The 14,163-nt window shown below is 55.6% G+C and carries 15 protein-coding genes; 4 read left to right on the forward strand and 11 right to left on the reverse strand.

Annotated features, from left to right (window positions below):
- Positions 1–42: 42 nt before the first annotated feature.
- From thiL to nrdR, 5 genes are all read right to left on the reverse strand, one after another.
- Positions 43–1,020, reverse strand: a complete 978-nt coding sequence (thiL, locus tag GV764_RS21000) for a thiamine-phosphate kinase (RefSeq protein WP_161661953.1) — start codon at positions 1,018–1,020, stop codon at positions 43–45.
- 58 nt (positions 1,021–1,078) lie between these two features.
- Positions 1,079–1,498, reverse strand: coding sequence for a transcription antitermination factor NusB (nusB, locus tag GV764_RS21005; RefSeq protein WP_161661955.1), 420 nt, complete (start codon positions 1,496–1,498; stop codon positions 1,079–1,081).
- A 16-nt stretch (positions 1,499–1,514) separates the two neighbouring features.
- The gene (gene ribH / locus GV764_RS21010) at positions 1,515–1,985 is read right to left on the reverse strand and encodes a 6,7-dimethyl-8-ribityllumazine synthase (protein ID WP_161661957.1); all 471 of its coding nucleotides are present in this window, start codon (positions 1,983–1,985) and stop codon (positions 1,515–1,517) included.
- Positions 1,986–2,076: 91 nt separating this feature from the next.
- Positions 2,077–3,180 carry a bifunctional diaminohydroxyphosphoribosylaminopyrimidine deaminase/5-amino-6-(5-phosphoribosylamino)uracil reductase RibD gene (gene ribD, locus GV764_RS21015; RefSeq protein WP_161661959.1) on the reverse strand — a complete coding sequence of 368 codons (1,104 nt, stop codon included), beginning with the start codon at positions 3,178–3,180 and terminating at the stop codon, positions 2,077–2,079.
- A gap of 5 nt (positions 3,181–3,185) precedes the next feature.
- Entirely contained in the window at positions 3,186–3,635 is a 450-nt protein-coding gene (nrdR, locus tag GV764_RS21020; protein ID WP_125294040.1) for a transcriptional regulator NrdR, read from the reverse strand.
- Between the two features lie 149 nt (positions 3,636–3,784).
- On the opposite strand from nrdR, the gene GV764_RS21025 reads away from it, so the two are divergent.
- Complete coding sequence (locus tag GV764_RS21025; protein WP_161661961.1) at positions 3,785–4,333, forward strand: SadB/YajI family lipoprotein; 549 nt, start codon at positions 3,785–3,787, stop codon at positions 4,331–4,333.
- Between the two features lie 277 nt (positions 4,334–4,610).
- The gene (locus tag GV764_RS21030) at positions 4,611–5,489 is read left to right on the forward strand and encodes a nucleoside-specific channel-forming protein Tsx (protein ID WP_161661963.1); all 879 of its coding nucleotides are present in this window, start codon (positions 4,611–4,613) and stop codon (positions 5,487–5,489) included.
- 35 nt (positions 5,490–5,524) lie between these two features.
- On the opposite strand, the gene GV764_RS21035 is transcribed toward GV764_RS21030, so the two are convergent.
- From GV764_RS21035 to queA, 6 genes are all read right to left on the reverse strand, one after another.
- Complete coding sequence (locus GV764_RS21035; protein WP_161661965.1) at positions 5,525–6,922, reverse strand: M24 family metallopeptidase; 1,398 nt, start codon at positions 6,920–6,922, stop codon at positions 5,525–5,527.
- A gap of 118 nt (positions 6,923–7,040) precedes the next feature.
- Positions 7,041–8,012 (reverse strand): protein translocase subunit SecF, encoded by a 972-nt coding sequence (secF, locus tag GV764_RS21040; RefSeq protein WP_161661967.1) that lies wholly within the window; start codon positions 8,010–8,012, stop codon positions 7,041–7,043.
- Between the two features lie 10 nt (positions 8,013–8,022).
- The gene (gene secD, locus GV764_RS21045; protein WP_161661969.1) at positions 8,023–9,870 is read right to left on the reverse strand and encodes a protein translocase subunit SecD; all 1,848 of its coding nucleotides are present in this window, start codon (positions 9,868–9,870) and stop codon (positions 8,023–8,025) included.
- Positions 9,871–9,897: 27 nt separating this feature from the next.
- Positions 9,898–10,230 carry a preprotein translocase subunit YajC gene (yajC, locus tag GV764_RS21050; RefSeq protein ID WP_000007630.1) on the reverse strand — a complete coding sequence of 111 codons (333 nt, stop codon included), beginning with the start codon at positions 10,228–10,230 and terminating at the stop codon, positions 9,898–9,900.
- Between the two features lie 21 nt (positions 10,231–10,251).
- Positions 10,252–11,379 (reverse strand): tRNA guanosine(34) transglycosylase Tgt, encoded by a 1,128-nt coding sequence (gene tgt / locus GV764_RS21055; protein ID WP_144130074.1) that lies wholly within the window; start codon positions 11,377–11,379, stop codon positions 10,252–10,254.
- 109 nt (positions 11,380–11,488) lie between these two features.
- The gene (queA, locus tag GV764_RS21060) at positions 11,489–12,565 is read right to left on the reverse strand and encodes a tRNA preQ1(34) S-adenosylmethionine ribosyltransferase-isomerase QueA (RefSeq protein WP_161661971.1); all 1,077 of its coding nucleotides are present in this window, start codon (positions 12,563–12,565) and stop codon (positions 11,489–11,491) included.
- Between the two features lie 204 nt (positions 12,566–12,769).
- On the opposite strand from queA, the gene acpH reads away from it, so the two are divergent.
- The gene (gene acpH / locus GV764_RS21065) at positions 12,770–13,351 is read left to right on the forward strand and encodes an ACP phosphodiesterase (RefSeq protein ID WP_161661973.1); all 582 of its coding nucleotides are present in this window, start codon (positions 12,770–12,772) and stop codon (positions 13,349–13,351) included.
- A gap of 197 nt (positions 13,352–13,548) precedes the next feature.
- Complete coding sequence (locus GV764_RS21070) at positions 13,549–14,151, forward strand: peroxiredoxin C (protein ID WP_161661976.1); 603 nt, start codon at positions 13,549–13,551, stop codon at positions 14,149–14,151.
- Positions 14,152–14,163: the final 12 nt, after the last annotated feature.

The raw sequence follows: 14,163 nt of genomic DNA on the forward strand, positions 1-14,163 counted from the left end.
GCCGTTCCCTCTCCTTGCACTTAAGGAGAGGGAATCAACGGATTAACCGCGAATAAAGTGGTCGTGACCATTGCCGGTGATTTCAACCGGCTCGCCGTCGCGGGTGAAGTGCAGCCCTTCCACATCCGCCGTGATCTGCCCGATGCAGGTAAAGGGAACGCCCAGCCTGCCCAGCGCCACGTCAATCACGCCGCGATTGAGTTCCGGCACGGTAAAGCACAGTTCGTAATCTTCACCGCCGGTTAGCGCAAAACGCTCGGCCTGTTCAGGGCTGACGTTTTCACGCAGCGCATCCGAGAACGGCAGCGCGTCCAGCGCCACTTTCGCGCCGCAGTCGCTGGCCTTGAGAATATGCGCCAGGTCAGAGATCAACCCATCGGAGAGATCGATCGCGCTGCTGGCGATATCGCGCAGCGCCTGGCCCTGCAAAATGCGCGGCGTGGGGCGTAAATGGCGCTGTAACAGATAATTCGCCTGAGTAATGTTCTTCACCGTTAAGCGCTGCTGCAATATTGCCAGGCCCGCCGCGCTGTCGCCCGGCGTACCGGTGACGTAGATCCAGTCGCCCGGTTTGGCCCCGGAGCGCTTCAGGGCGCGACCGTTCGGCACAAAGCCGTGGATACCCAGCGTCATGGAAAGCGGCCCACGGGTGGTGTCGCCGCCAATCAGCTGCATATCATAATAATTTAACAGTTCAAACAGACTGTCGCTAAAGGCTTCCAGCCACGCTTCGTCGACGTCCGGCAGGGTTAATGCCAGCGTCAACCACGCGGGATCAGCGCCCATTGCGGCTAAATCACTGAGGTTGACCGCCAGCGCTTTGTAGCCCAAATCGCGCGGATCGATATCCGGCAGAAAATGGATGCCGCTAACCAGCGTGTCGGTGCTTATTGCCAGCGTTTGTTTTTCCGGAACCGTCAGCAGTGCGCAATCGTCACCGATACCGGTTTCCACATCACGTCGAGAGCTTCTCACGCGATCAAAATAACGGGCAATAAGGGAAAACTCGCCGCATGCCATGCGTTATGCCTCGCAGAAAAAGAGAATGGCCGGATAAACATCCGGCCAGAGGATTGGCTTACTTGCGATTAGGGCGGATTTGCGGAGCGGCTTTGTCCAGCACGCCGTTGACGAACTTGTGACTGTCTTCAGCACCGAAGGTTTTCGCCAGCTCAATCGCTTCGTTGATGGCAACTTTATAAGGCACATCCTGACGCTTGGAAAGCTCATACAGCGCAATACGCAGTACCGCTTTTTCCACCTGGCCCAGCTCGTCGAGCAGACGCGACAGGTAAGGTTGCATCAGGCCATCGAGATACGCGCTGTTGGTCGCCACTCCGGCCAGCAGTTCACGAAAGTACAGCACGTCCACGTCTTTGACGTCCTGTTCCGCCAGGAACTGGTATTCAACATCAGCGATGTCGTTCTGGGACAACTGCCAGGAGTAAAGTGCCTGGACGGCACATTCACGGGCGCGGCGACGAGCAGCAGGTTTCACGGAATTCCCCTTAAAATCAGGCCTTGATGGCTTTCAATACATTAATCATTTCAAGCGCGGTAAGGGCTGCTTCAGCACCTTTGTTACCGGCTTTTGTGCCAGCGCGTTCGATGGCTTGTTCAATACTTTCAGTGGTGAGTACGCCGAACGCTACCGGGATTTCGCTGTCCTGGGCAACGTGCGCCAGGCCGTTGCTGGCGCCGCCGGCAACGTATTCGAAGTGCGCAGTACCGCCACGGATCACCGTACCCAGCGCGATCACCGCATCGTATTTGCCGGTTTTCGCCAGTGCGCCCGCCGCCAGCGGCAGTTCATAAGCGCCCGGAACCCAAACCACGGTGATGTTTTCATCTTTAACCTGGCCGATACGCTTCAGCGCGTCGATAGCGCCGTCCAGCAGGCTGTCGTTGATGAAGTTGTTAAAACGCGCAATGGTGATGGCGACGCGAGCGTCCGGGGTAGCAACAGTAGCTTCGATAACGTTCATACTCTTCCTTAACGGGTTCATTATGTGGCCCCGCAGGGGGGCGGATTCTATCATGTTTTTTTATGGGCTGCTTACGTTTTAAAACTCGGCATTATTGCAGCGTAAGCCGGAGACACAAATCCGGGCCAACCGGACGTATCTCGCTGAAAGTTAATGCGGGCGCATCCGCCAGCTTTTCAAGGCCTGGCAGGGTAAATAAACCGCGCGCGTCGCTGCCTAACAGCTTCGGCGCGATATACAGCACAATTTCGTCTACCACGCCCGCCTGTAACAGCGCGCCGGAGAGTTCGGCCCCGGCTTCCACCCAAAGGGTGTTCACCTGGCGTTTGCCTAACTGCATCATCAACACCACCAGATCGAGATGCCCGTTGTGCTCCGGCACCGGAAGTTGGGTCACGCCTTCCGGCCATTGCGCATCGTCAGGACGGGTGCGCGCCAGCCAGGTTTCTCCCGGCTGGTGGATAATTTTATGCTCAGGCGTTACCCGGTTCTGCGAGTCGATGACGATGCGGGTCGGCATCCGCAGTTGGTCTTCGGGATACCGCGCCCGGGTGTCGGCGTCTAATTCCTTCCAGCGCACGGTCAGCGACGGGTTATCCGCCAGCACCGTGGCGCTACTGGTAAGGATAGCGCTACTTTGCGCCCGGAAGCGCTGCACGTCGCGACGTGATTCGGCAGAGGTGATCCACTGGCTTTCGCCGCTCGCCATGGCGGTACGGCCATCCAGGGAGGCGCCGAGCTTAAGCTGCACAAACGGGAAGCCAGTGCGCATCCGCTTCAGGAAGCCTTTATTCAGGACTTCGGCTTCATTCATCATCAGGCCGTGGCTGACCTCAATACCTTCCTGCTTCAGGCGATACAGCCCGCGCCCGGCTACCTGCGGATTCGGATCCTGCATCGCGGCGACCACGCGGCTCACGCCCGCAGCGATTAACGCCTCGCAGCACGGCGGCGTGCGCCCGTGATGGCTGCACGGCTCAAGCGTCACATACGCGGTCGCGCCACGGGCTTTTTCGCCCGCCATGCGCAGCGCATGCACTTCAGCGTGGGGCTCCCCGGCACGATAGTGAAAGCCTTCGCCCACGATTTCGCCATCGCGCACAATCACGCAGCCGACGTTGGGATTAGGGGACGTGGTAAAACGACCGCGTTGCGCCAGTTTCAGCGCACGCGCCATGAAAATCTCATCCTGCATTAGGCTTAATCCTGCAAGCGGGCGATCTCTTCGCCGAATTCACGGATGTCTTCGAAACTGCGATACACAGAAGCGAAGCGAATGTAGGCGACCTTATCGAGCTTTTTCAGCTGCTCCATGACCAGATTGCCGATCATTTTGCTGGGGATTTCACGCTCCCCGGTGGCGCGCAGCTGCGATTTAATGTGGTTGACCGCCATTTCAACGTCATCGGCGCTGACCGGGCGTTTCTCCAGCGCTTTCTGAAAGCCGCTTCTCAGTTTGTCTTCGTTAAACGGCTCGCGGACGTCATTACTTTTGATTACGCGGGGCATCACCAGTTCCGCCACTTCAAAGGTCGTGAAGCGTTCATGGCACACCAGGCACTGACGGCGACGGCGCACCGACGAGCCTTCTCCCACCAGACGAGAGTCAATGACTTTGGTATCCACAGCGAAACAGAATGGGCAATGCATAGCGCGTCCTGACAGATAATTTAACTGAGGGTTAGTGTAACCTGAACTGGCAGTACAACAAAGATGAAGCGCTTTTGAGACAAGGGATGAAGGAATTTTTATGCGTGCGCGCTAGCATTAATGCATTAAAAACACACAGGATCGTCACTATGAGAACCGCTTACCAATCTTTGTTCCTCGTTACGCCGTTTTTACTCGCCGCCTGCGCACCGCAAAGTGAAGTTCGCCAAATGCACAACAGCGTCAGCACGCTCAATAAAGAGATGGGCAAGCTGCAACAAGAAACCATTAAGATCACCCAGCAAAACGCGCTCAATGCCCGTTCGCAAAGCGGCGTTTATCTATTACCCGGCGCCAATACTCCGGCGCGGCTAAACAGCCAGTTGGGGATGATGAAAATGTCGCTGGCGAACGTGACGGCAGATGCCAGCGGAACCCTCGCCACGCTGCGCATTCAGGGCGAATCCAGCACGCCGTTCCCGGCGTTTACCGGCACCATCGAATGGGGCCAGCTACAAGGCTCCACGGAAAACTATCAGGAAGTGGACGTCCAGAATCAGCAGTTCAGCGCGCCTGCCAGCATTCTGGCGCCGAGCGATGTGTCTGTTCCCGTCAAGCTGAACGGCATTACGCCTGACCAACTGGGCTTTGTGCGGATTCACGACATCCAGCCGCTGCACGCTCCCGCCATGCAATAACCCTCAGGCCGGGTCACCCCGGCCTTGTTACTTTTTTCACATGTAAAACCGCTTTTTATTATTCATCACAACGATGTTCAGATAGAATCCATTGCCGAATGTGTATAAACGTGAACGCAATCGTTTACGCATAAGACAGGAATGTGAAACAACACATATTTTTGTGAGCAATGATTTCTATAATAGTGACCAGAATAACATCTCCCCTTCAGGCCGTTGGGAGAGCACGACATACCTTATCTCCCGTTGGGGATTTCATCTAAAAGTGGCAATAACCATGAAAAAAATTGTTTTAGCTGCCGGTGCGGCACTGGCGCTTTCCGCTTCTTTCTCTTCCAGCGCGGAAGAAACCAATAAACCTGAATACCTGTCCGACTGGTGGCACCAGAGCGTCAACGTGGTGGGCAGCTATCACACCCGTTTCGGACCCCTGATCCGCAACGATACCTACCTGGAATACGAGGCTTTCGCCAAAAAAGACTGGTTTGATTTCTACGGTTATGTGGATGCGCCGGTATTCTTCGGCGGCAACACCGACGCCAAAGGTATCTGGAACCACGGTTCTCCGCTGTTTATGGAAATCGAACCGCGCTTCTCCATCGACAAACTGACCGACACCAGCCTGGCGTTCGGTCCGTTTAAAGAGTGGTATTTCGCTAACAACTATATTTACGATATGGGCCGTAACGCCTCTGGCCGTCAGAGCACCTGGTACATGGGTTTAGGCACCGATATCGATACCGGTCTGCCGATGAGCCTGTCCATGAACGTGTATGCTAAATACCAGTGGCAGAACTACGGCGCGGCGAACGAAAACGAGTGGGACGGCTACCGTTTCAAAGTGAAATACTTTGTGCCAATCACCCCGCTGTGGGGCGGCAACCTGAACTATATCGGCTTCACCAACTTTGACTGGGGTTCCGATCTGGGCGACAAAGATTTCCGCGATCTGAACGGCAACAAAGCCCGTACCAACAACTCGATTGCGTCCAGCCACGTCCTGTCGCTGAACTACGATCACTTCCACTACGCGCTCGTAGCGCGTTACTGGCACAATGGCGGTCAATGGGCGGATGATGCTGAGTTAGCCTTTACCAACTACAACGTCCGTTCCACCGGCTGGGGTGGCTACCTGGTGGTAGGTTATAACTTCTAAGTTGTTACGCCGGTCATACTATGACCGGCGTTTCTTCACTCTGCGCAGCCTAACGCCAGCGTTTGATCCAGCAGCCAAGGGCGCAAATACCCGACGGTATTGGATAACGGCAAAACGTCCTCAGAAAGCCTGATTCCCAGATTACGTTGGATGTAATTACGCCGTGCGATAATGCGCGCCCACATCACCGGGTAATCCCTTGCCAACTCTTCGCGCAGCGCCGCATCGGCAAGCGCCACGGTATCTTCAATGCTGGCGCCGGCGTACCCTGCGCGTGACGGGATAATGTCGATTTGCAGCAGCATCCCGCTGGCTAAAGGAATGGCGGAATCAGGCATTATCGGCGAACACATCCACTCTTCATCCGCCACTAAGTGACCGGGATTGAGGTGCCAGTGATACTCGCTTTTCGGCAGCAGGGTTTCGATTAGCTGATAAATTTCCCCACCGGTGATCCCAACGCGCATCCCCTCAAGCCAGCCCACCACCGCGCGATAGTAAGGGATCGCCACCACGTCGAGATAGTCCGCTACGGCCGGATTGAGCTCGGTTTCATTCGCGACCACGTAAGCGGCGCGGCTGCTCAATCCGCCTTTATAGCTGGTGGTTAAGGAAAATTTATCCCCGCGCTGGATCACTTTATCGCTCGGGTACAGGTTGGCGCTGGCGAAGCGATCGCCCGTGGCGGCGATCATAATCACGTTATTGGCCTGCCCTTCCGCCGCCAGCAGCGCGCCGATCTGCTTTTCGGTTTTACCCGGTTCAATAGCGTTGAGCGCCTGAAGGATAGCCGTTGAGGCGAGGTTTGCGCCGTATTCATAATGCGCCAGTTCATTGGCGTTGTTGATGATGCGCGCCCCGTTGGCCGGGGAGATAAACACGCCGGTGGCGTTGGTCAGCACGCAACCCGGCGTCACCGCCGCACGCAGCGAATCAATAATAAATGACGGCATATCAAAGAGCTGAGTATTGTCATCGTGCTCGCTGGTAAACAGCTTCCAGCCCGCTACGCCGATGCGCTTTTGAGCTGCCAGGCCCGCTAAACGCAGCGTGTCCGGCAGCGAGACGGCGTTAGTCATCGGCTGGTTGGGCAACGAGAACCACGGCGCATGCACCACACGGTTTTCCAGACGGGCGTGGGCCGCCAGTTTAAGGTTTTCATTACCCAGCACCAGCACGGCCTCGCCATCCTGATGGAGCACCAGCAGCGCCTCCTCAAAGCGCGGGATAAACCCGGTGAGGTATTCGAAGTTGGCCCCGTGCTCTTTATCGGCATAGACAATCAGCGTCTCCAGCGACAGCTGCGCCATACGCGCCAGCACCCGGGCTTTACGTAATTTCAGCGTAGCATCCGTCAGCGTTACGGACGGCACGCCCTGCCAGCAGTCCGGCTGGGGAAGTGTTTTAACAACGATGCGGCGTGGTTCGGTCATGGCAATCGCTCCTTGTAATCGGGTCTGATGATCCTGGCCGCTCCACAGTAAACATTGCGCCGCCAACAGGCAAAAAAAATCCCGACCAGCTGGCCGGGATTTTTTCATGCGCTTAGCATTAAGGCAGAATCGAAGGCTGATCGGCGCCCTCTTTCTCCACTTTCTGCTGGATCAGATGCTCGCGCTTCATACCCAGTTTCAACGCCAGCGCGGACGCCACGTAGATGGATGACGCAGTACCGATGGAAACACCGATCAGCATGGTGAGGGAGAAGCCCTGCAGCATGGTGCCGCCAAACAGGTACAGCATCAGGATCACCACCAGCGTCGTACCGGAAGTGATCAAGGTACGGTGCAGCGTCTGGGTCAATGACACGTTAAAGATTTCGTAAGGCGTCCCGCGACGGATCTTGCGGAAGTTTTCACGAATACGGTCAGATACCACGATGCTGTCGTTCAGCGAGTAACCGATAACCGACATCAGCGACGCGACAATCGTCAGATCCACTTCAATATGGAACAGCGAGAGTACGCCCATGGTGATCACCACGTCGTGCGCCAGCGCGATAACCACGCCCGCAGCCAGACGCCACTCGAAGCGGAACCCGACGTACACGAGGATGGAAAGCAGCGCCACCAGCAGCGCCATCGCGCCGGTTTGCGCCAGTTCCGCGCCCACGCTCGGGCCGACGAACTCAATACGCTTCACCACGGCGTTCTGGCTGGTGGCGTCGTTAATCACGCTCACCACTTTGCTACCCAGCACCTGGCCGCCGGTGGCGCCTTCCGCAGGCGGCATACGCACCATGATGTCGCGGCTGCTGCCAAAGTTTTGCAGCAATGGATCTTCAAAGCCCGCTTTCACCAGCGATTCACGCATCAGATCCATATCCGCCGGTTTTTCCAGCGAAATTTCAATGACCGTACCGCCGGTGAAATCGAGACCCCAGTTAAAACCTTTCACGCCAATGATAATCATCGAGGCGACAAGCAGCAGACCTGAGATGCCGAAGGCCCAGTAATCCCAGCGCATAAAGTCATAGACTCTACGGCCGTGGTTTAATTGTTCAACAGTATAATCCTGTGCCACAACGCACTCCTCAAATAGACAGCTTCTTGATGCGTTTGCCGCCGTACAGCAGGTTCACGATGGCACGAGTACCGACAATTGCGGTAAACATCGAAGTCGCCACGCCAATGCCGGTGGTAATTGCAAAGCCTTTAATCGCCCCGGTACCCACTGCGTACAGGATCAGCACTTTAATCAGCGTGGTCACGTTCGCATCAAAGATGGAACTGAATGCGCCTTTATAGCCTTCGTCGATCGCCTGCTGCACTGAACGCCCGTTGCTCAACTCTTCTTTGATACGTTCGTTGATCAGTACGTTAGCATCCACCGCGACCGCAAGGGTTAACACGATCCCCGCAATACCCGGCATGGTGAGCGTTGCCCCCGGCAACAGCGACATAATCCCGACAATCAGCACCAGGTTAGCAATCAGCGCCGTGGTGGCAATCAGACCGAACTTCTTGTAGAAGACGATCATAAACAGGATGGAGACCGCCAGTCCCGCCAGACAGGCTTCCAGACCCTGGGTGATGTTCTGCATACCCAGCGTTGGGCCGATGGTGCGTTCTTCAACAATCTGAATCGGCGCAATCAACGCACCGGCACGCAGCAGCAGCGAAAGCTGGCGCGCTTCGTTCGGGTTGTTGATGCCGGTAATGCGGAAGCTGTTGCCCAGACGCGACTGAATATTCGCCACGTTGATGACTTCTTCCTGCTTAGCCAGAATCGCACGACCGTTGGCGTCTTTTTTACCGCTGTCTTTATATTCCACAAACAGGGTCGCCATCGGTTTACCGATGTTGTCCTTGGTGAAATTCGACATGATGTTACCGCCCGCGCTATCCAGTGAAATATTCACCTGCGGCTGGTTGTATTCATCGGTGCTGGACGTGGAGTCGGTGATATGGTCGCCGGTTAAGATCACGCGTTTGAACAGCACAACCGGCTGCCCTTCACGGGTTTGCTTCACTTCGGAATCGCCCGGTACGCGGCCAGCCGCCGCAGCGGATGGATCAACGTTGGTATTAACCAGACGGAATTCCAGCGTCGCGGTAGCGCCCAGAATCTCTTTAGCGCGCGCCGTGTCCTGGATGCCCGGCAGTTCGACCACGATACGGTCAGCGCCCTGGCGTTGAACCAGCGGTTCCGCCACGCCCAGTTGGTTAACACGATTACGCAGAATGTTGATGTTCTGCTGCACCGCGTATTCACGCGCTTCTTTCAGACGTTCGTCGGTCATCACCGCACGCAGCGCGTTATCGCCCTGGCTGGAGATCACCAGATCGCGATGGCGCGGCGAGAGATAAGAAATCGCTTCATTGCGCGCATTGCTGTCGCGAAAGACGATGTTCAAACCGTAGTTATCGGCTTTACGCACGTTGGTGTACGCGATGCCTTTTTCACGCAGATCGCTACGCAGGCTGTCCATGTTCTGCTCCTGGAGCTTGCCCAGCGCAGTATCCATATCCACTTCCATCAGGAAGTGAACGCCGCCGCGCAGGTCGAGACCCAGCTTCATCGGCTCAGCATTAATAGACGTTAACCAACGCGGCGTTGCTGGCGCGAGGTTAAGTGCGACGACATAGTTATCACCCAGTACATCCATCAGCGCTTCACGCGCGCGTAGCTGGGTGTCCGTGGAATCGAAGCGCGCAAGAATACTGCCTTGCTCCAGCGCGACAGACTTCGCGGTAATTTTTTGTTGATTTAAGGTGTTCTGGACCTGATTCAGCGTTTGCTCACTGGCGGCGACGCCGCGCGCGCCAGTGATCTGAACAGCCGGATCCTCACCATACAGGTTGGGAAGGGCATAAAGCAGGCCGACGACAATGACGACGACCAGCATGATGTACTTCCACAAAGGATAACGGTTTAACACGGCAGTTCCCTTTGGGAAAACGAAAGATTACAGCGCCTTCATGGTGCCTTTCGGCAGGACGGCTGCGACGAAGTCACGCTTGATGACCACTTCAGTGGTGTCGTTCAGTGCGATAGCGATATAGCCGCTTTCAGCCACTTTCGTCACACGACCAACCAGACCGCCGTTAGTCAGCACTTCATCACCTTTGGCGATGGAGTCCATCAGCTTTTTATGCTCTTTGGTGCGCTTTTGCTGCGGACGCAGGATCATGAAATAGAAAATCAGACCAAACACCACCAGCATCAGAATCAGTGACATCGGGCTGCCCTGCGCCGGAGCACCAGTTGCCGCTACCGCATCAGAAATGAAAAAGCTCATTAAAATTCCCTCATTATTTAATTAATCAACATTCAAAGGTGGAACCGGTCTATCCTGGCGTTGGTAAAAATCCGCAACGAAGTGCTCTAATTTACCCTCTTCGATAGCCTTGCGTAAACCAGCCATTAAGCGCTGATAGTAGCGAAGATTATGAATAGTATTGAGACGGGCACCCAGTATTTCGTTGCAACGATCGAGATGATGCAAGTAAGCACGTGAATAATTGCGACAGGTGTAGCAATCACACTCTTCATCCAGCGGCGATGTGTCGCTTTTGTGCTTCGCATTGCGGATCTTCACTACGCCATTGGTGACAAAAAGGTGACCGTTGCGGGCGTTACGCGTAGGCATAACGCAGTCGAACATATCGATGCCGCGACGCACCCCTTCCACCAGATCTTCCGGTTTACCTACGCCCATCAGGTATCGTGGTTTATCTGCCGGGATCTGCGGGCAAACGTGCTCAAGGATGCGATGCATGTCCTCTTTCGGCTCGCCCACAGCCAAACCGCCGACAGCGTAGCCATCAAAGCCAATCTCTACTAGCCCTTTGACGGAGATATCACGTAAATCTTCGTAAACGCTGCCCTGGATAATCCCGAAAAGCGCGTTTTTATTGCCAAGCGAATCAAAGCGATCGCGGCTGCGTTTCGCCCAGCGCAGCGACATTTCCATCGAGCGTTTGGCGTAATCCCAGTCGGCAGGGTACGGCGTACACTCATCAAAAATCATCACGATATCGGAACCGAGATCGTACTGAATTTCCATGGATTTTTCCGGGTCGAGGAAAATCGGGTCGCCGTTGATCGGGTTGCGGAAGTGCACGCCCTGCTCGGTGATTTTGCGAATATCACCAAGGCTGAATACCTGGAAACCGCCGGAATCGGTAAGGATCGGCCCTTTCCACTGCATAAAATCATGCAAATCGCCGTGCAGCTTCATGATTTCCTGGCCAGGACGCAGCCACAGGTGGAAGGTGTTGCCCAGGATAATCTGCGCGCCGGTGGCTTCGACTTCTTCCGGCGTCATGCCTTTAACGGTGCCGTAGGTGCCGACGGGCATAAACGCTGGCGTTTCAACCACGCCGCGCTCAAACACCAGCCGACCGCGACGGGCGCGACCATCGGTGGTCTGTAATTCAAAGTTCATGTTATCTCCTGCATCAGAGAGACAGTCTGATGATTGTGCTTACAGCGTGGCGTTCGCTCCGCGCTGAAAATCAATAACGCCCGGTTAAGGCGTTATTTGGTAATAGTTTTTATTGGTCCTGACCCACTTGCTCAGTCATCGCCGACGGATTGTACGTGATAAACATCGCATCCCCGTAACTAAAAAAGCGATACTGCGCATTTACCGCCTGCTGGTAGGCGTTCATGGTATGACGATACCCGGCAAAGGCGGACACCAGCATAATCAGCGTGGATTCCGGCAGGTGGAAATTGGTCACCAGCGCGTCGATGACTTTGTACTGGTAGCCCGGATAGATAAAGATTTGGGTATCGTCAAAGAAAGGTTCGATCAGGTTATTTTTCGCCGCCTGGGCCGCGCTTTCCAGCGAACGCACCGAGGTGGTGCCCACCGCGATCACCCGGTTGCCGCGCGCTTTGCAGGCCAGCACCGCGTCCACCACATCCTGCGGCACTTCGGCATACTCCGAATGCATGATGTGATCTTCAATGCTGTCGACGCGCACCGGCTGGAACGTCCCCGCGCCGACGTGCAGCGTCACAAACGCCATCTCCACGCCCTTCTGACGCAGTTTTTCCAGCAGCGGCTCATCGAAATGCAGCCCGGCAGTCGGTGCGGCGACCGCGCCAGGTTTGGCGCTGTATACCGTCTGGTACAGTTCGCGATCGGACTCTTCGTCCGGACGATCGATGTACGGCGGCAGCGGCATGTGGCCGATGTCGTTGAGAATATCCAGCACCGGACGCGCATCATGAAATTCAATTTCGAACAGCGCGTCGTGGCGCGCCGTCATGGTGGCGTTGACGCTTTCGTCTTCACCCAACAGCAGCTCCGCGCCCGGCTTCGGCGCTTTCGAGGCGCGAACGTGGGCCAGCACGCGTTTGTCATCCAGCATGCGTTCCACCAGCACTTCGATTTTTCCGCCGCTGGCTTTACGGCCAAACATGCGCGCCGGGATCACCCGGGTATTGTTGAAGACCAGCAGGTCGCCCGGGTTGAGCTTTTCCAGCAGATCGGTGAAAGTGCCATGCGTCAGCGCGCCGCTGGGACCGTCAAGGGACAGCAAACGGCAGGAACTCCGGCCTGGCAGCGGATAATGAGCAATCAGGGATTCAGGTAATTCAAAGGAAAAATCGGCAACGCGCATGGCAATTCACACTAAAACGTAGAGCCTGCTTAACAGGGGTTTTTGTCAACGCTTGGCGAGTTTTGGGCGCGAACAGGCGCTATTGCTCACCAGCAAGTAAAATAGTCTGTTAATCCGGCTCGAAAAAACAGGCGCTATAGTCTAGTGCCGGGGCGCTTTAGCTGCAACCCGTTCACCTTGTTAACGCTTTTATTGGGACAATACATGAATTTTCTCGCCCATCTTCACCTCGCCCGGCTCTCAGACAGCTCGCTGCTGGGCAATCTGCTGGCCGACTTCGTGCGCGGCGATCCCTCGGGCGACTATACGGCCGACGTGGTGGCCGGCATTTATATGCATCGCCGGGTGGATGTGTTGACGGACAGCCTGCCGGAAGTCCTGGAGGCGAAAACCTGGTTTCGCCCGGAAACCCGCCGCGTCGCGCCCATTGCGCTGGATGTGATGTGGGATCACTTTGTCTCGCGCCACTGGAATACGCTCTCTCCCGACCTTGAACTGCCGCGCTTTGTGGCCCAGGCCCAGCGTGAAATCGGCCAGCATCTGCCGCTGACGCCGCCGCGCTTTATCAACCTGAACCAGTATCTGTGGTCCGAACGCTGGCTTGAGCGCTACAGCGAGATGGCGTTTATCGGCAACGTCCTGAACGGCATGGCAAGCCGTAGACCAAAACTGGCGGCGCTGCAACAAAGCTGGGGCGACCTGGATGCCCATTACGATCGGCTGGAGCAGCAGTTCTGGCAGTTCTATCCACGCATGATGGCGATGGCGCAGCAGAAAACCCTGTAGCCCTCACAACCTCTTAAGGTAAACATTGCCCTTTTTCTAAAAAGGGCTATTCTTGTGGGCTGCACACAGTAAATCCAATTATTGATAGACAAAAACTATCTTAATAATCGGTTTATTCATCTTTGTGAACCGCTGCGATGTCTCTATACTGGCCCGCGTTGCGTTCTACTCACCTTAAATAACACCAAGGAGTCCTCATGGTACTGGTAACTCGTCAGGCACCGGATTTTACCGCTGCAGCTGTTCTGGGAAGTGGCGAAATCGTTGAAAACTTCAACTTTAAACAACACATCAACGGTAAAGCGACCGTGCTGTTTTTCTGGCCGATGGACTTCACCTTCGTATGCCCGTCTGAACTGATCGCGTTCGACAAGCGTTACGCTGAGTTCCAGAAACGCGGCGTGGAAGTGGTTGGCGTTTCTTTCGACTCTGAATTCGTGCACAACGCATGGCGTAACACCCCGGTTGATAAAGGCGGTATTGGCCCGGTTCAGTACGCGATGGTTGCCGATATCAAACGTGAAATCCAGCAGGCTTACGGCATCGAGCATCCGGACGCAGGCGTTGCGCTGCGCGGCTCCTTCCTGATCGACAAAGCGGGCGTGGTTCGCCACCAGGTGGTTAACGATCTGCCGCTGGGCCGTAACATCGACGAAATGCTGCGTATGGTTGACGCGCTGCAGTTCCACGAAGAGCATGGCGATGTGTGCCCGGCTCAGTGGGAAAAAGGCAAAGAAGGTATGAACGCCTCTCCGGACGGCGTCGCAAAATACCTGAGCGAGAACGTCGCTAAGCTGTAATGAAAGATTCAG

It is taken from the genome of Atlantibacter hermannii (assembly GCF_009907385.1).
Lineage (GTDB): Bacteria > Pseudomonadota > Gammaproteobacteria > Enterobacterales > Enterobacteriaceae > Atlantibacter > Atlantibacter hermannii_A.